At 60.5% G+C, this 18154-nt stretch carries 15 protein-coding genes; 5 read left to right on the plus strand and 10 right to left on the minus strand.

All coding sequences use genetic code 11. The annotated features are described in order from the left end of the window. Window positions 1-63: 63 nt before the first annotated feature. Window positions 64-1631 (minus strand): IS3 family transposase gene (locus OKW35_RS14820; protein WP_429552435.1). Its coding sequence is split into 2 segments (ribosomal slippage): window positions 64-1193 and window positions 1193-1631, totalling 1569 coding nucleotides; the frame shifts between segments, so codons are not numbered across the junction. A gap of 400 nt (window positions 1632-2031) precedes the next feature. Here OKW35_RS14820 and OKW35_RS14825 point away from each other — a divergent pair. The 4 genes from OKW35_RS14825 (at window position 2032) to OKW35_RS14840 (ending at window position 6509) form a co-directional block, all read left to right on the plus strand. Further along, window positions 2032-3132, plus strand: a complete 1101-nt coding sequence (locus OKW35_RS14825) for a porin (protein WP_429552436.1) — start codon at window positions 2032-2034, stop codon at window positions 3130-3132. 244 nt (window positions 3133-3376) lie between these two features. Then, complete coding sequence (locus tag OKW35_RS14830; RefSeq protein WP_429552437.1) at window positions 3377-4558, plus strand: lactonase family protein; 1182 nt, start codon at window positions 3377-3379, stop codon at window positions 4556-4558. After that, window positions 4528-5079 (plus strand): hypothetical protein, encoded by a 552-nt coding sequence (locus OKW35_RS14835; protein WP_429552438.1) that lies wholly within the window; start codon window positions 4528-4530, stop codon window positions 5077-5079. Before OKW35_RS14830 ends, OKW35_RS14835 begins: the two co-directional genes overlap by 31 nt. Window positions 5080-5228: 149 nt before the next feature. Further along, window positions 5229-6509 carry an MFS transporter gene (locus tag OKW35_RS14840; RefSeq protein WP_429552439.1) on the plus strand — a complete coding sequence of 427 codons (1281 nt, stop codon included), beginning with the start codon at window positions 5229-5231 and terminating at the stop codon, window positions 6507-6509. Window positions 6510-7085: 576 nt separating this feature from the next. Here OKW35_RS14840 and OKW35_RS14845 read toward each other — a convergent pair. Then, complete coding sequence (locus OKW35_RS14845) at window positions 7086-8564, minus strand: hypothetical protein (RefSeq protein WP_429552440.1); 1479 nt, start codon at window positions 8562-8564, stop codon at window positions 7086-7088. A gap of 342 nt (window positions 8565-8906) precedes the next feature. On the opposite strand from OKW35_RS14845, the gene OKW35_RS14850 reads away from it, so the two are divergent. Continuing rightward, window positions 8907-9245, plus strand: a complete 339-nt coding sequence (locus OKW35_RS14850; RefSeq protein ID WP_429552441.1) for a LysR substrate-binding domain-containing protein — start codon at window positions 8907-8909, stop codon at window positions 9243-9245. A 61-nt stretch (window positions 9246-9306) separates the two neighbouring features. On the opposite strand, the gene OKW35_RS14855 is transcribed toward OKW35_RS14850, so the two are convergent. From OKW35_RS14855 to OKW35_RS14890, 8 genes are all read right to left on the minus strand, one after another. Then, window positions 9307-10395 carry an ABC transporter ATP-binding protein gene (locus OKW35_RS14855; RefSeq protein WP_429552786.1) on the minus strand — a complete coding sequence of 363 codons (1089 nt, stop codon included), beginning with the start codon at window positions 10393-10395 and terminating at the stop codon, window positions 9307-9309. A 44-nt stretch (window positions 10396-10439) separates the two neighbouring features. Next, a complete protein-coding gene (locus tag OKW35_RS14860; protein WP_429552787.1) occupies window positions 10440-11204 on the minus strand; it encodes an SDR family NAD(P)-dependent oxidoreductase in 765 nt (254 codons plus the stop codon). A gap of 22 nt (window positions 11205-11226) precedes the next feature. Then, window positions 11227-12018, minus strand: a complete 792-nt coding sequence (locus OKW35_RS14865; protein WP_429552442.1) for an alpha/beta fold hydrolase — start codon at window positions 12016-12018, stop codon at window positions 11227-11229. Beyond that, window positions 12018-13364, minus strand: coding sequence for an extracellular solute-binding protein (locus tag OKW35_RS14870; RefSeq protein ID WP_429552443.1), 1347 nt, complete (start codon window positions 13362-13364; stop codon window positions 12018-12020). Before OKW35_RS14870 ends, OKW35_RS14865 begins: the two co-directional genes overlap by 1 nt. 48 nt (window positions 13365-13412) lie before the next feature. Next, the gene (locus OKW35_RS14875; protein ID WP_429552444.1) at window positions 13413-14312 is read right to left on the minus strand and encodes a carbohydrate ABC transporter permease; all 900 of its coding nucleotides are present in this window, start codon (window positions 14310-14312) and stop codon (window positions 13413-13415) included. Further along, entirely contained in the window at window positions 14309-14977 is a 669-nt protein-coding gene (locus OKW35_RS14880) for a carbohydrate ABC transporter permease (RefSeq protein ID WP_429552445.1), read from the minus strand. The genes OKW35_RS14875 and OKW35_RS14880 overlap by 4 nt, the downstream gene beginning before the upstream one ends. Before the next feature lie 267 nt (window positions 14978-15244). Then, complete coding sequence (locus OKW35_RS14885) at window positions 15245-16708, minus strand: N-acyl-D-amino-acid deacylase family protein (RefSeq protein WP_429552446.1); 1464 nt, start codon at window positions 16706-16708, stop codon at window positions 15245-15247. A 392-nt stretch (window positions 16709-17100) separates the two neighbouring features. After that, on the minus strand, window positions 17101-18042 hold the full coding sequence (locus OKW35_RS14890) for an SIS domain-containing protein (RefSeq protein ID WP_429552447.1): 942 nt from the start codon (window positions 18040-18042) through the stop codon (window positions 17101-17103). Between the last annotated feature and the right edge of the window lie 112 nt (window positions 18043-18154).

Below are 18154 nucleotides of genomic sequence, written 5' to 3' on the forward strand. Positions count from 1 at the left end.
AACCCCATTGAGTAAGAATGTCCGCCGATAATCCGGCGCGCGTCAAGCAAGTTGTCGCCTCACTCATGCAGCCAGAGGCTGTTTATTTGCGCTGATCGACGCCATCTCGACGACTGAGTCGCGTTCGGGGTTAAGCGTCACGGCACCAACCGGTGTCCAGTTGCGCGTGTGGCGCGACCAGCGGGCCGGATTGCGCTCGCGGGCCCTCTCGTACAGTGCATGCCGAGCGGCGAGAAGCGCACGATCGTCACCGGCGTGACGCTGCGCAGGCGTCACGTAGCGGATGCCACTATGACGATGCTCGAAGTTGTACCACTGCACGAAGCCGGCAGCCCAGGTGCGAGCAGCGTTCAGGTCCTCGAAGCCTGTGACCGGAAACTCCGGCCGGTACTTCGCGGTTCGGAACAGCGCCTCGGCATAGGCGTTGTCGTCGCTGACCCGGGGGCGCGAGTACGACGGCTTGATGCCCAGCCAGTGCAGCATCGCCAGCACGGTCGTGGCCTTCAGCGTCGCCCCGTTATCGCCGTGCAGCACCGGCCGGGCCTCAAGGGCGGCAATGCCTTCGGAGAGCGCCGTACGACGTACGAGATGAGCAGCGTGTTCGGCCGCGTCGCTGTCGTGCACCTCCCAGCCGACAATCTTGCGGCTGTACAGGTCCAGAATCAGGTACAGGTGGAACCATCGCCCTGTGACCGTTGCCGGCAAATAGGTCATGTCCCAGCACCACACCTGGCGCGGCGCGGTTGCAACGTGCGTGGTCGGCGGCCGGCCGCTCGAAGGAGTTCTGGCACGGCCACGGCGCCTCATCTGCCCATGCTCGCGCAGCACGCGTGCAAAGGTCGATTCGCTGGCGATATACACGCCTTCGTCAGCCAGCATCGGCACGATGCGCGCCGGTGGCATGTCGGCAAAGCGCGGCTCGCTGGCTACGCGCAGCACGTTTTCCCGCTCCTGCGGGCTCAGGGTGTGCGCGGGCAGCAGGCGCATCGCGCCGGGCCTGGCGTCGCCAGTGACGAGCCCTTGATTGGCCCTCCAGCGCTGCAGGGTACGCACGTCGATTCCGGCCACCTCGCAGGCCAGGCGCAACCGTGCGCCAGCCAGTCTTGCCGAATCGATTTCCCGGGCCAGGAACTGGCGATCTTCGAGGCCGATCATTCGTCCTCGCCCTTGTCCGTGTTGAAGATCGCCCCGAGTTTTTTTGAAAGAACCAGCAATGCGGCTGCCTCGGCCAGTGCTTTCTCCTTGCGCCGCAGTTCGCGTTCCAGTTCCTTGATGCGACGCTGGTCCTGCTTCGTCTGCTGTGGACTCGCACGGGCCCCTTCGGGCTCGGCCAGCGCCTGCGTGGCCGCTTGCCGCCACTGCGCCAGAACCTGCGGATACACGCCATGCTCGCGGCACCACGCATTGCGGGCCGTCTCGTCCATCGCTGCCGTGCTCAACACCGCTTCGAAACGCGCGGCCGCTGTCCAGGCCCGCTCGCGAGCGGGCCTGGACAGCGCATCACTGCGCCAGCGCTCCAGCGTCTGCGCGCCCACACCGATCTCTCGCGCAACCTCTTCCACTGATGCGCTCTCCGGCGGCAGCAACCGCGCCACTGCCCTGTCCTTGAATGTCTTTCCGTAACGCGCCAACTTGTTCTCTCTTTATCGCCCCCAGATTCCAATTTTATCCAGGCGACAACCATTGTGACGCGGGGGGAATCCGAGGTGGGATTATGGCGCGCTTCGCTTTTTTGCCCACCGATTCAACTGAAGGCGGAGCCGCCTGGTTTGGATGAACCACTTCCCGAGAAATCCGCCAAGCGAACGTTTTTCCTGTTCTATTTGGTTTCGAGTCGAAAACAAACAGTAGCTGTACATCGAATAAATTCATTGCAATACTGGCCTTCAATACCGGGCAACCGTCCACCTTCGCACCACCACCAACCTTCACTTTAATAGTTGTACATACCAAATACATATGACACGAGACATTCATACTTCCCGGCGACGCCCTTGCCGACGAAAGTTCCGACACCTCGCGACTGCTTCAGTGACGCTGCTTGTGCTTGCAAGCACGCCCGCCAAAGCTGAATCATACGTCCTTCTCTACGGAATGCTCGACGCCGGGCTAGCGTATATTGACAATGGCGGTGGTGCGCATTCATTTTCACAGACCTCGGGGTTGGACGGACCGAACTTCTTCGGCTTTAAAGGAAGGGAAGACCTTGGTGGCGGCCTTGCAGCGATCTTCGACCTGCAGTCGAGCTTTGCTATTAACACAGGTGCCGCCTCCTCTTACTCTGGGAACTACTCGAGCGCTACTCCAGCGGCTCCTAATGGATTACCTGGCACCGGCTTCGATCGACGAGCAATCGTTGGGCTTAATAGCAACACATTTGGAACGTTGGTCGTCGGACGCGACTTCTCACCCTCCTACTATGCGTGGGTGAAAGCTGATATCTTTCAATTGCAATCGCTCGGTAACGCCAACACAGTGATTGGTCTTGGCGGCGTTGAGCATTTCGGTCGGGTCAGTAACGCTGTTTTTTACATCAGCCCAAATCTGTACGGATTAACCGTACACTTGACCTACAGTCTCGGAGACCAAAGTCCGGGAGGCATAGGCAACCCTCCGACGAATGCGGGGCGTCTGTTCGGGGTAAGCGGCGTCTTTGAAAAGCAAAACCTGACGCTCGCCGCGTCATATCAGCGAGCGACGTTCGCCAATATCGCGGGCTCCCCACCTGCATTTACCGGTTCAACCTCTGATCGCTGGGACTATCTGTTTGGCGGAAGATACAAGTTTGGCATCTTTGAAGCGTCTGGAGGATATTGGAAAGAAGGCACGCCTGTAAGCGCCTGGGACGCCTGGCTGGGTGCTGGTGTACAGATTGGAATAGACACCTTGCAAGTTCAGGTGCAGCGCCTCGCTCAAGACAATCCAACGGGCGAAGTGGGGCGAGGGACGGTGTTTGGCATCTCGTACAAACATCCACTTTCAAAGAGCACATTCGTGTATGCTGACTACGGTCGTGTCTGGAACAACTCTACCGGTAACTTCTCTCTCTTCGGCGGTGCAATTGCCATTGCACCTTCGACCGTCGGCGCAGATCCGAATGCGTTCGGGATCGGGATTCGTCACTTTTTCTAGCACGACGTTCCAATGCCCTTTTCATCAGTGACTAGCCGAGCTGCACCGACTCCGATTACCAATCATCGCATTGGGTAGCTCTATCAGGTGCCTCGAATGGACGCGAACCGATATTTTTCCGTCGATACGCAAAGGAATATAGAAAGTCTTCTAGAGGTACACGTTGATGAACACTCAGTCTTCTCATGAACGCATCCGGTAACCAAGTCGCGAGGAAGTTTGAATATTTACAAAACAGGTCAATATGGCTCAATATTTATACGTCGGTGGTTGGAACTACGTCGCCGCGAGAGGAACGCTCGGATTCTCTCGCGGCATATATGCGTGGCGAGTCGAGGGCGATGCCCGGTCTTTTACTCCATTGGGCTTGGTCGCAGAGACGGTATGTTCAGCGACTGATTTGGCCACAACGCCCGACGGGCGATACCTATATGCGACTGAGTTCAACGGCGGCATAAGTACCCGGAGCTGGCCCTTCCCTGGGGCACCGCGAGCGGGCCTCACGTCCTATTCAATTTGCCCTGAGACGGGCGCGCTGAAAAAGCTCAACAGCGTAGATTCCCTCGGCGATATGCCCACGGAAATAGGCACCGATGCTACAGGTAACACTCTCGCGCTCGTCAATTTTTACGAGGGAAATGTCGTCACATATCGAATCCGAGAAGACGGGGCGATTGGCGATGTTATTAGTAACATCAAGCATGGCGTTCCGGAATCAGATTTTGGCTCGTCAAAGTCACGTGCACATGGCCTCGCGTTTTCTGCCGACAACAAAAGCCTTTACGTGGCAGACCGTGGCTTAAATAGGATATATGTCTATGACTTCGATCCGTCGACGTCTCGCATTATCCCTGCTGCAACCCCTTTTCTGCAATTTGAGGGAGACCATGGACCCCGACATCTAACCGCACATCCGTTCAACGATTGTGTGTACGTGGTCTCAGAAGAAAGCGGGCTGGTTCACGTATTAACTCGAGCTGTTTCAGGGTCACTTCATCTCCAACAGTCCATTTCGTTGCTTCCCAGTGACTCAACGATCAAAATCGGCGCCGCACATCTTCACGTGAGCCCCGATGGACTATTTTTGTATGCAAACCATCGCACGTCCGAAAGCGTCGCGGCGTTTTCGATTGACCAACAGGACGGCCACTTGACATTTCTGGGGTCCTCCGAGACTAGCGCTCGTTCCGTTCTCGAAAACGACTACGTCATTGACTGGAATGACAAGACATTGTGGCAAAAGGTCCAAACGGGTGCGCGCGTCTTTGCTATGAATGACGATGCTTCCTGGTTGGCCTTTCCAAATATGGGAGAAGACGCGGTGCTCGTCTTAGCGAGAGATCGTTCGAGCGGCATCCTTTCTTCGACGGATAACGTTCTCCCGACTCCTCAACCATGCTCAATCTTGATCGTGAGGCCAAAATGACACCGCAGTGCGCAAAACAACCCGAAACTGCGACAGCTTACCTCGCAATCAAGAATGAAGCTTCAATATCGGCGGAAGAGCAAGCTGTATTGTCCGCATTTTCAGAACCCGCAGTCTTGCCGGGTGGTCCACTTTGGGTCACCCTGCTCTCGGACCGGACTATTGAAGCGCTATGGCGCGAAGATCCGGCTCGTCAGGCGCTTCAAATTGAAGCTGCGCTAACGGGCACCTGTTTCTACATGATGGGGCTAGCGACGCGCACACTCACGATTGATCCCCACGCCGCGATTGTTCAAGACGGCCATCGTTACACCGGCCGCATCGTGAACATAGCGTATCTGAACGGGCAGCAAGTTCCAAAAGGCAATACGATGCTCGGCCTGCTTGAGTTTACCGAGCGCGTCGACATCGCTCGTCCCTTCGAGATCGAATTCAGCACAGTCACGATCAAATTTTCGATCAACCCTCGCACCGCTGAGCAGTGGGGAAACGTCTCACATCCAGGCGGCAGAGGATTCTAAACCTTGATAAGTCGCAGGCGTTTGACGGAGACGCCCCGTCGCCGTGGATCGCAGTATTCGATCTTCAAACAAGGATCGAATACTGCCTCCGTCACCATCGCTTATCGCGAAGCAGATAAATCTGCAATAACAGAGATTTGGAGACAGTGATGCACATCAATCGGTGGTCCGACAAGCGGTGGTGGATTCTCACCCCACTCTTTTTCTTTACTTACAGCCTTGCTTTCCTCGATCGGGCAAACTACGGCTTCGCGGCCGCGGCCGGAATTAACGTCGATCTGGGCATTACACAGGCCACTTCATCACTCATCGGATCACTATTTTTTCTAGGTTACTTCATCTTTCAGATCCCTATCGGCGTCTCTATCCAACGATACAGCGTCAGGAGAGTCTTATCTGTATGTCTTGTGGCGTGGGGAGTGCTGGCCGCGCTAACCGGTGCTGTATCGAACGTCACGACTCTGATGCTGATCCGATTCTCACTTGGAGTCGTTGAATGTGCGGTTATGCCGTCAATTCTCATTCTGGTATCGAATTGGTTCACCAAGCGCGAGCGGTCCCGTGTCAACGCTGCATTATTTCTCGGCAACCCGGTAACCGTGCTGTGGATGTCGATCGGTTCGGGCTATCTCGTCCAAGCATATGGATGGCGCATTATGTTCGTGGCGCAAGGTCTTCCTGCCGTACTTTGGGGCGTGGTTTGGTTTCTTGTTGTTCGCGATCGTCCGGAGCAAGTCAGCTGGTTGAGCGAGAAGGAAAAGGCGACCCTTCAAACCACTCTCGCTGAAGAGCAAAAGCTGTTGAATCCGATAAAGAACTATCGGGAAGCGTACAGAACATCCGCGGTTTGGATACTTGGCGGCATGATGTTTTTTATGTCCATCGGCTTCACGGGGTTTCTGATCTGGCTACCGTCCATACTTCGATCGGCGTCTTCGTTGAGCATGGTCAGTACGGGCTGGCTGGCTTCGGTTCCCTACTTCTGTGCAGTGTTCGTCATGTTGCCAACAGCATGGCTCTCTGATCGCCTGCAAAACCGAAAGATATTCATCACGACATCCCTGTCGCTCGCATCAGCGACCTTCTTTGGACTTTGGCTACTTGGCTCTTCGCACTTCTGGAGTTCGTTCCTCTTACTTACAATTGCAGGGGTATCAATGTACGTTCCAGGCGGCCCTTACTTCGCCCTCATCCCGGAAATTTTGCCGAAGAACGTCATCGGCGGTGCCGTTGCACTCATAAACAGCCTTAGCGCTTTGGGCGCTTTTTGTGGTAGCTATCTTGTGGGGCTACTGACCGGTCCAACGGGCTCCCCTCACGCATCTTACCTGTTGATGGGCGTCTCCCTCTTCATTGCGGTGCTGTTCGCTGCGGCTATTCGACAACGCACACAACGCGCCTCAATTGACTTTGCACATGTGAGATCGTGAATTCTCGTGAACGCTATGGTCTCAGCATATCCCGCCCGGCGTTCGCCGTTGATCGTACCTCACTGGCGTGACAAGTTCCGGCTCACGGCCAGCAACTAGCGCGGCGGGGTCGGAAAGGGCAGCACTCACTGGCACACCGACATGTGCGGGATGACGTGATCCACTCGATGCCCCACGGTCAGCAACGCGACTCGAGCCGCCCGGGCCTTGTGGCCCCGGGGACTCGACAAGATCGTCCAGGCTGCGCGTACAGAGGAGGCCGACCCGCAGCCTTCAGCAGGCTGGAGGGATCGATGAAGACCTCGGGTCCAGTCTCCGGTCGTCTTGAGCTTGCCGGTCCACTTGCCCGACTTCACCGTGGGCTCGCACTTGGGCGTGGCCGCGAACGTCTGCTTCACGCCGCCGACGTCGTCGCCGGTGGCGACATAGGAAACGCCGCCGACCGGGCGTGGTTCGAAAAGCGCCGATTTTGGGTAACACGGACGAGCTGAGCCGCACCGCTCGTGGAGGGCGGTGTTTTGATTTTTGATTAGTATCCCGATGGATTTGGAGGTCTTGGGTATCGACCTCCCGCGCTCAGGCTTGCCGCGGTTGAAGTGGTCCGAGTCCCAGCATCGTGAGCCAGTGCGGGTGGTCCCGCCCCGTCATCAACTCACACGGACTTTTGCCTTGACGCTCGGCCCGGCGGCTGCGCACGAAGCGCCGATGATTCAGGAAGAAGCGCAGCAGGTCGAGGTAAGGGGCGCCCAGATGGCGACGCAGCGTGAAAAAGTTGCGCAAGCGCGAGTTCAGATTTTCGACGAGCGCACTGCTGCGCGGCGTGTGGGCCATGGCCTCGGACACCGCGGCGAACACGGCGTGGAACTGGCCGCCCAGTCTGGCGCGTAGCCGGCCCCATCCCTGCCAGTACGCGGGTGAGGTGCGCGGCTTGCGATGCAGCACACACGCGGCGCGCACGAGCTCATCCGAGACGTTGGCGCGCTGCGCGATCGCGGCGAGCTTCTCATCGAGCACGCCGGCGAACGCGAGCAGGTCATCGCGCTGGTTCTGCAGCGCGATGCGCACCGGGCGGATGCGGCGCGCATCCAGCGCTTCGCGCACGCCCAATTCCTCGACGATGAAGTCGAACAGCGCTTGCCGCGTGGCGAGTTGCGGACCCGCCAGCGACACGATGTCATGACTGAGCCACTGGGTCAGCGTGCGGATGTCGCAGGCTAGCTGATGCGCCTGCGCCTCTGTCCGACGTGCCCGCCTCAGCTGGGCAGCGAAGCCGCCGGCGCGCCCCCGCGAGCGCGGCTGGTTGAGCCTGGCTTGCAGCTTCTCGCGCCGCGACCGGGCGCCCCTGGCGAGGTTGCCCAGCGTGTTGGCCAGTCCTTCGCACTGGCGCTGGATGTGGAACACATCGCCATGGCACGGCGTGTCGCCCCAGGCGGCCTTCTGCCCGGCGCGCAGGCCCTGGCCGGCATCGGCAATCGTGTAGTCGGGCGCCAGTCCCTGCTGCGCCGCGTCCAGCAGGTGCACGCCCCAGGCGTCGCCGTCGCGATGGGCCTCGGCCGCCAGCAAGTAGCAGTAGGTCGACTCGGCATCGACGCCGGCCAGCACCGGCCGCGAGCCCTGGAAGATCTCGTCGTGCAAGCCCACGCGAATGCCGGACAGGTCTTGCTCGCGGTTGAGCGCGGCCGCTTGCTGCGCGGCCCATTGCTGCACGTCGTGAACGTTGCCCACACTGGTGGACACGCCCAGCAAGTCGCGCATGAACTCCACCACGCCGCGATACGAGCTGCGGCAGATCAGCGTCAGCGCGACCATCACCTGGCGTAGCCACCTCTGGCTGACCGGCAACTCGAACAGCACTTCATCCTCCGGTACCGCTGACGCAAACGCGTCCGCCAGCGCGACGCCGGCCTTGCGCGTTTGCGCGTAGACGAATTTGCGGCTCACGCCGTGCCGCGCGGCCAGCGCGCTGATCGTCTCGGATCCCGCCAATGCCCGAACCGCCAGGTCCTGACGCTCATGTTCAGGCAGCTTCGCTGCCGCGCTAGCGGATCGATTCATGCACGCACCACGACTGAAAAAAATGGGCGGCCATTATCGACCATCGCGGCCTCATCAGGCACCTCGCGTGTAACCCACGATTGAACCTCGCCGTGAACGGCATACCGGCCTGACGAAGAACCTGAGTGCCAAACAGGCTTTTCGAAGCCGACCCACTGTTAAGGATCGTCAGGTGCGAATCTCATCGTGGCGCGGGGAGCAATCCCCACAACGACGCCGAATAGATTTATGCAAGCCAACTCGCCATCGAAGATCAAGGTTGCAAAAATGGGGTGGACCATAGGCACATCACGATGCCGTTACGGGTGGGGGCGTCCATCCCATTAGTTGGAGCTTGCGTCGGTGCCGATCATCACCGTCTCACAACCGTCATCGAACCATTCGCTGGTGATGAACTGGTTCCGCAGTGCCGGTTGCAATCCAGACAACATCAGCTCATGCAATTCCGTGTCGATGATGTCGCGGCTGGTCGCGGCCGGACATGCGGCGGCCGTGTTGTCGCCCGCGATCATGCGAGCGGAGATCGATTCCCGGCTGATTCACGTGCTGAACACTGAACGGCCAATCACTCAGCAAGGGTTCTTTGTCGCCTATCAGGAAGAGTGTCTTAGCGGCGCGGATACCATCGTGGAGCTGGCAAAAGAGGTGCTCACGCGCACTCGCGTGCTGATTCCGGGGTAGTCGGCGGGAGGGCGCGGACTATATGCGCCGTACAGAGCAAGACCGGTGTACGGCGTGTTCATCAGGAAAGGGAGCGGTCAAGTCCGGTCAGACGTCGGCCGGTTTCGGCGTCGAACAGGTGTATGGCGTCCGGTAGCGGAGCGATGCACAGACGCTCTCCCGGTCGCGCGAGAACGCGTTCGCGAAACTCGCAGACGAGCTCGTCGCTGCCGTAACGGACATTGACCTGAGTGGCCGATCCGGTCGTCTCGACGACTACGACTTCGGTCTGCGTGCCATCCGCCGTCGTGACGAAATGCTCGGGACGAATTCCGAGAATCACCGGTCTTGAACGGTCTGCCGTGAGTTGGCGGCCGAGGCGAACCGTCATGCCACTATCGGAACGGAACACGGTTTCCTTGTCGCCATCGACAAGCGCGCCTCGCAGGAAATTCATGGCCGGCGAGCCGATGAAACCTGCGACAAACACGTTGCGCGGCTGATCGTAGACTTCGAGCGGCGCACCCACCTGTTCCACGACACCGTCGCGCATCACCACGATCCTGTCGGCCAGCGTCATCGCCTCGACCTGATCGTGAGTGACGTAGACGGTCGTCGTCCGCAGGCGGTGATGGAGCTGCTTGATCTCGGTGCGCATGGCGACGCGCAGTTTGGCATCGAGGTTCGACAGCGGCTCGTCGAACAGAAAAACTTGCGGATCGCGCACGATCGCCCGTCCCATCGCGACGCGCTGGCGTTGCCCGCCGGAGAGCTGGCGAGGATAGCGCTCAAGAAGCGGATCGAGTGCGAGAATCTCAGCCGCACGCCTGACGCGCTGCTCGATTTCAGCCTTCGGGACGTTGCTGATCTTGAGCGAGAACCCCATGTTCTGCCCAACCGTCATGTGCGGGTAAAGCGCGTAGTTCTGAAACACCATCGCCATGTCGCGGTTTTTGGGCGACACGTCGTTCACTACCTGCCCCGCCACGCGGATCTGTCCCGACGTGATGTCCTCGAGGCCCGCGATCATCCGCAGCAGCGTCGACTTGCCGCAGCCGGAAGGACCCACGAGCACCGCAAATTCTCCATCAGGGATATCCACGCTGATATCTTGAATGACGGAGTGAGAGCCATAGGACTTTTTAACGTTGTGGATGCTGAGGTTTGCCAAAGCGATGCTCCGGGAATGAGTAGTTGAATGGCGGGACGCTCGCGTCAAGGCATCAGCAGACCGCCGTTGACCTCGACGACCTGGCCGGTCACGTAGCCGCTCAACTGATCCGAGCACAGGTAAAGGAAGGTTCCGACGCAGTCCTGCGGATCGCCTATACGACCCATCGGGATCTGCGTTGCGGTGGCCTTCAGTTGTTCTGGTGAGGTGACGCGCTCTTGCAAGTCGGTCATGATCACCCCCGGCGAGACGACATTCACCCTGATGCCTTCGGGTGCGACTTCCTTTGCGATCGAACGTGAAAATGTCGACATGAACGCCTTCGCGCCGGCATAGACCGCCGAGCCTGCGCCACCGCCGGTCCGTGCCGCGACGGAACTGACGTTGATGATGTTGCCGCCGCTCTTCTGACTGCGAAACTGGCGCACGGCCGCGCGGCATGCGGCGAACACAGGCCGCACGTTGATCGCCAGATGGCGCTCGAAGAGCTCGTCGGGAAACTCTGCAATGCCGACGCGCGAGATCTGGTCGCCGGCATTGTTGATCAGCACGTCCAGCCGCCCGAAGGTCTCGACCGTTTCCCGGATCAGCCGCTCGGCGGTGTCGGGCTGCGCGATGTCGCCCTCTACGATGCGGACAATGCCGCCATGCTGCTCGATGTCGGCGGCCACGGCCTCGGCTTGCGCGCGGCCGCTGCGGTAATGAACCATCACTTTCGCACCACGGGCGCCGAGGCCACGTGCCACCGCCGCGCCAATCCCCCGGCTCGCACCGGTCACAAGGCAGACCTTGCCCGCGATTTCATTCAGAATCATCTACGTTCTCCGTGGTTCAGGATGGGGTCCGGCCGGCGACCGGTTGATCGACGCGTTCAGCGAGCAGGAAAGGCAGCGCAACGTCATGAAATTGGTCCGGCTGCTCGAGTTGCGGCGTGTGGCCTGCGTGCTCGATGACGGCCAACGCGGCGCCTGCAATCCTTGCCTGCATCTCTGCGCCATGCTCGGGCGTGCGCGCGCGGTCGTGCCGACCCTGGATGATCAGCGTCGGAGCCCGGATGGCGGCGAGCTGGTCGAGCGTGTTATTCAATGCATTGGAGCGTGCTGCATCGATGGCGGCGGCTTGCGTCGCGCTCAGCGCGATGCTGCGGAACCTCGCCAGATCAGGAGCCGATGGAGGGCGAAGAAAGAACCCGTTCACGACGGGCTCGATCGCGGCTTCGTCCCAGGGTGCGGCCGCCATGGCATCGGCCTTCGCGAGCGCCGCGGCGGGGTCCCCGGCCATCGCGCCAGTCGCGACGAGCAGCAGGCGCGCGACGCGTTCCGGGTAGCGCAAGACGAACTGCTGCGCGACGACGCCGCCCATGGACCCGCCGATCAACGTGATGCGGGACAGGCCGCGTGCATCGAGCAGACGCGCGACCGAGTCCGCCAGCGCAGCCATCGTGTACGGACCGCGTTCGCCGGCCGATGCGCCGAAGCCCGGCAGATCGGGCGCGAGACACGCAATGCCGGCAGCGGCGAGCCGATCGGCAGTCGGCTCCCAGTAGGCCGACGACTGACAGAACCCATGCAGGAAAACCGCCGGGGGACAGTCCCCGTCGCGCTCAAGCGTGAAAATGCTCATTAACTCGCCTCCTTCTTCAGTTGTTGCGCTTTTTGCGCCGACGCGGTCAATGCCGCGATCGACGTGATCTGCCGCATTAACACAGCCTGAATCTGCTGCTGCGTAAAGCGGTCCCATTCGCTGTACCAGGTCGTGCCGATGTTCTCGCGAGTACGCGCATTCGCCATTTGCTGCTGAATGATCGCCGGCTCGTAGCCCAACTGTTTCTGCGAGGCCATGATCTGTGGATCACTATCGAGCGGCTTGAACGGATACCCTACCCCGTACTTGAGATACCACGTCTCGGCGGATGAGTACTGGCCCTTGGCATCCTTGCCGCCAAGGAAATACATCAGGCGCCAGGCCGCGTCGCGCGCTTTGGTTTGGGAACTCATGCCATACAGGCGTGCCCATCCCATCGGTCCCTTGCCGACATCCTTCACGCCTGGAAAGCGCGTCATGCGAATGTTGCCGGCGCGCTTGCTGTACTGCGGATTGTTGGAGCGAGGAAAGACGTTGCCGACATTGGACGTGAAAATGCCCTGGCCGCCCAGGTAGGCGTCGCGCACCTGGGTGTCGTCGAGTTCGAGGCCACGCGGGTCCAGGATCTGCCAGCTATGCATCGCGTCGACCATCCACTGCAGCACCGTCAGCGCCGTCTTGTCTTCATTGGGAAACACGGGGTCCATCGCGGGATTGAACAGATGGCCGCCGGAGGCGAGCACCATGGACCAGAATTCGCTCAGCCCGTCCACGTTCGTTTTGTAGCCCTTCAGGATCGGGTACTGGGCGATGCCTGCTTTCTTGACTTCCAGGGCCGCGTTCTTGAGCTGGTCGAGCGTTACCGGCGCCGCTTTGACGCCGGCCTTGTCGAGCGCGGTACGGTCGTAGATGTAGACGTAGATGTCGCCGTAGTAGGGTGTGCCGTATTGCTTGCCCTTGTAGAAGAGCGCCTGACGGTCGAAAGGAAAGATGTCACGGTTCAATTCGTCGAGCTGCGGCAAGCCGTCGATCGGCTGCAGCCAGCCCGCGTCAACCCACGCGCCCAGGTCCGTGTCACGTACATAGAACGTGTCCGGCTGGGAGCCGGCATTGAACAGGGCGATCATCTTCTCGCTATACAACTGCATGTCGAGCGGCGAGTAGTTCACCTTGATGTCGGGATTTTCGGCCATGAACTGCCGCAATCGCTGTTCGACCACCTGCGGCTCGAAGGCCCAGCCCGCGAAGCGCACCGACACTTCAGCCGCGCGCGCTGGGGACATCAGCCCGAGGCCGCCGAGCGCCGCGCCGGTGCCAGCGAGCGCGGACATCGTGAGAAAGCGACGGCGGGACAACGCATGATAGGAATCTTCACTGGACGACATCGTGGTCCTCCTTGAGGCCATGAGATTGCATTGAATGGATCGCCATAATCAGTCCTTCACGGCACCGCTTGTCAGTCCCTGGACGATCAGGCGCTGGAACAGGAACGCCAGCAACAGCGGCGGGATGATGGCCAGTACGCCGCCCGTCGCCATCAGCGTGCGCTGGGTCGTCACGTCGGTGGCAAAGCCCGCGACGACCACCGGCAATGTCTTCGACGCTGTCGTGCTAGTCAGGATCACGGCGAACAGGTAGTCGTTCCACGCGGTCATGAAGGCAAACATCGCCGAAGAGACGAGGCCGGGCATGGCGACGGGCAGCAGGACCTTGACGAGCATCTGAAACCAGCTGCATCCGTCCATCAGCGCGGCTTCTTCGAGCGAGCGCGGGATAGTCTGAAAGTAGTTCTTCAGCAGCCAGATCGTGAATGGCAGCGTGAAGGTCACATACGTGATGATCAGCGCGGACCGGTGGTCCAGCATGCCGAGATTCTTGAGCGTCAGATACAGCGGCACGATCAGCGCGATACCCGGGACCATGCGCGAGCCGAGATAAACACCGAGAAGCGCGCCCTGCCCGCGAAAACGCAGACGAGCGAGGCTATAGCCGGCGAGCGTGCCGAGCACCAGGTTGACCGCGGCCGTGCCGAGCGCGGCGATCAGCGAGTTCAGCATGCCCGGAAGCATTTCTTCGGCAGCACGGCCGCCAACGATCGCGCTCGTTCCTGTGGGATGAAAGAACATCTCATAGTGCTCGAGCGTGGGATGCCGGGGAATCCACTGCGTCGGCACAGTCAGCGCGTCACGCTCGTGCATGAAACTCGTCAGCAGCAGCCAGCAGAACGGCGCGAGGATATAGATCGCGACGGCGATACCCGCCACGATCAGGAACACCTTGCGCCGCGATTGGCGGCCGGCGGGTGTGAACAACGGGTTTAGAAGAGTGCTCATGCTTCAAAGTCCCCACGTCCGTACAGCACTCGGAAATAGGCCAGGGCGAGCCCCAGCGTAATCAGGCTTACCAGCCAGGCGTAGGCGTTCCCGTGGCCGAAATCGAGGTTATCGAACGTGGTGAGGTAGGTCTGCCACGTGAGCGTGGTGGTGGCCGTGCCGGGGCCGCCCGCTGTCAGTACATAAATGACGTCGAACGCCCTGAGCGCGGACATCGTCTGCAGGATCAATACGACGAGCAGCGACTGCGAAAGCCAGGGCAAGGTGATGTACCGGAACAGTTGGAACCTGCTGGCGCCGTCCATGCCCGCCGCCTCGTAAAGCTCCGCGGGAACGCGCTGCAGCGCGGAGAGCAACAGGATCACCGCGAGCGGCAACAGGCTCCAGACTTCCGAGAACACGAGCGCGAGCAAAGCCGAGGTGGGCGTCGACAGCCAGCCGCGATACTGGTCGATCAAGCCGAGGCTGACCAGCAGGCCATTGAGCGCGCCCACCTTGGCGTCATAGATCCATTGCCACATCAGGCCGTTCACTACGGGCGGAATGGCCCACGGTAGCAGGACAAGCGTGCGCACCAGCGCGCGGCCGGGAAACTCGCGGTTGAGCAGAAGCGCAATCAGGATGCCGAACACCACCACCAGCAGAACCACCAGCACCGTGTACACGACGGTGATCCGCAGGGCAGTCCAGAACTCGGGTGACTGAAGTATGTCGCTGTAGTTCGACAGACCGACGAACTTGAAAGCGTGCGGACGCTGGAGGTTGTACCGGTGCAGGCTGATCCACGCCGAGTAGGCGATCGGGAACGCGGAAAGCAGGACGATCGCGAGGAGCGCTGGTGTATTGAGCAGCCAGGCGAACGCGCGGCGATCGTAACCGATACGTTTGCTGCGAAGGCAGCTGGTTGGCGGACGATAACGATAGTGACTGTCTCATGTGCGGGCCCCGAGACGCAGGAACCGGCCGGCCCGAATGCCGGTAGGACCTTGTGCGTGGTAGGTCATCGAGCCGCTCACCATGACGCTGTCGATGCCCGCAGCCGGCGTGGTCGGCTGCGCGTAGGTAGCGCGGTCAATCACGAAATCCGGATCGAACACGACCAGATCCGCGTGCTTGCCAACCGCGATCTCGCCGCGATCGAGCAGATTGAAACGGCGTGCGGACAGGCCGGTCATGCGATGCACGGCGTCCTCCAGCGGGAACAAACCCAGTTCGCGGGAGTAATGGCCTAACACGCGCGGAAAGGTCCCCCACAGGCGGGGATGCGGATGACGGTCGTGCGGCAGGCCATCTGAGCCTATCATCGTCGCCTCGTGTTGCAGCACACGGCGCACGTCGTCCTCACGCATCTGGAAGTAACTCGCGCCGCCCGGCTGCAGGCGCTCGCAGGCTTCTTTCTGGCTGCATTGCCACTCCTGCGCGATGTCGGCCAGTGAGCGCCCGCTCATTGCGGGGTAAGGCTCGGACCACGTCACCATGATTTCGATGATGTCGTCCACCAGGTCCGGGCGCAAAATGGTCGAACCGGCGACGTAAGGGTACGCATCGAGGCCGATCGGCTGCGTGCGCCGCGCGGCGTCGATGTGTGCGAGTGTTTCGACTGACCGTCCCCAGTTGGTCGGCCCCGCGCACTTGTGATGTGAGATCACCACGGGCAGAGCGGCATCTCGCGCGGCCGTGAACGCTTCGTCCAGTGACGCGATCACGTCCTCGGCTTCGTTGCGGATATGCGCGGTATAAATGCCGCCGGCTTCGGCGGCGATACGCGCCAGCAACGTGACCTCGGCAACGTCTGCTGCCGCGTTGGTGTCGTAGAAGAGACCCGTGCTGAGACCCGTCGCGCCCGCGGCCATCGCTTCGCGCATCAGGTCCGCCATCCTGGTCTGTTCCGCGGGCGTCGCGGCGCGGTAAGGATCGTCCATAGTCGCGACGCGCAATGTCGAGTGACCGACGAGCGCCGCGACGTTGACCGCCGGACGTGCGGCATCGACGGCTTGCGCGTAGGCCTTCATCGTTGGAAAGACGTGCTTGTCGGAACCGCCCAGCAAGGTCAGCGGCGGCGGCACGTTCGCGTGCACCAGCGGCGCGAGACTGATCCCGCAATTGCCCACCACGACGGTGGTCACGCCCTGGCTTATCTTGGACAGCATCTGCGGCGCCGACAGGACGCTTTCGTCGTCGTGGGTGTGCACATCAATAAAGCCGGGCGCGACGACGCGCCCGGACGCGTCGATGCACGTCGCCCCGCGCAGCCCGAGATCCGCGCCGATTTCACTGATGCGGCCGTTTTCGACGCGCACGTCGGCGCGAAACCGGGACGCTCCGCTACCGTCGATCACGAAGCCGCCCTGAAACAGCCAATGCGTGGAGCTGTGCGCTTCCGGTGTTCCGTTCATAGGTCCAATTTCGTCAAGGCAAATGATGCTGTGGATGAGATGTAAGTAAATTTCACTTTCAAGGCCCGGTATCGTCCGCTATGCGCTGCCAAAAGAGAACCACATCTGCTAGGCCGGCTACCCAGCATTTCAACAGAACCCGCATATACTCACTGCAATTTAGCTGTTTACAGCGCTAAATTAATTTGTATTCCTATTGAAATAGAGTGGACCCGTATCAGTCCGCCGTCACCCGTTCCGAATGGCGATTCGGCTTGTGTGTAACTAAATTTCAGAACCAAGCGTAAAGCTTTGATCCTTTGATGTCAAAAAGGAAAAAAATAAACTTTTGGGGGCGCTGGCCGATCCCGGCCGAGGGACCCGCGCGGAGCCGTTCCGCCAGGTAGACGTACTTATGTGCCGCCGAGCGCGTCGCGCTCCGCTTCCGACCAGGCGCGCTGCAACGCCGGGTGGACGTCGCTATCGACCCCCCTCTCGCGCAGCACGGACCGGACTCGCTTGAGCCGCTCGAGCGCCGATGGGCCGAGTCGCAAGCCCACCCCGACCATCAGAACCTCGATGAGTATCTGGCCGGCAAGGTATGCCTCCGTGCCCACACGCGCAGCGGCGTCCTCTGGCACGATCATGCCGATCGGAATCGTGCACTGCTTCGCCAGCGGTGTATCGGGCCGCGTAATGCCGATTACCGTCGCGCCCTGCTCGCGCGCGAGCGCCACGGCTTCCAGCAAGGTCGACATGCGTCCGACGTGTGAAATCGCGAGCACGACGTCGCGAGGCGACAGCGCTGCTGCCGAGATAACCTGCATGTGCGGATCGAAATAGGCGTTCGATGTGAGACCGAGGCGCGCGAAGCGCGACTGGGCGTCGTTGGCGAGAAAAGTCGACACGCTGCCCACGCTATAACAGTCGATCCGGTTGGCCGCGGCAAGCTTCTCGATGGCGTGACCGATCGTGTCGGCATCGAGCTGCCTCTCAAGATCGGTCAGCACGGCGGCGGCTCCGTACAGGATTTTGTGGACGATGCTTGCTACGTCATCTTTGGCGTTGACCGCTCGATGAAGGTACGGCGTGCCTACCGCCAGGCTCTGCGCAAGTTGCAGCTTGAAGTCGCTCAACCCTTCGAACCCCACGGCGCGGCAGAATCGAACGACGGTTGGTGCGCTGACCCCGGCGCGGTGCGCAATCTCCGCGACATTGGCTCGCACCGACCACTCCGGCTCGGCGAGTATCGCGTTTCCCACCTGTCGCTGCGCGTCGGGCAGGGAGTCTGAAATCGCCCGGATTCGCGCCAGAGTGTCGGTCGTGGAGCGAGGTACTACCTGTAGGTTATCCATGCTTCAGTTCGCTGATTTTGCGCGCACGTGTGATGCCTCGCACGCAGTTTTCCGGGCAACGTTTTTGCAAGAACCAGTGTAAACATATTTCACGCGCACCAGAAAAAATACT

It is taken from the genome of Paraburkholderia sp. MM5477-R1, assembly GCF_050436385.1.
Classification (GTDB): Bacteria; Pseudomonadota; Gammaproteobacteria; order Burkholderiales; family Burkholderiaceae; genus Paraburkholderia; species Paraburkholderia tuberum.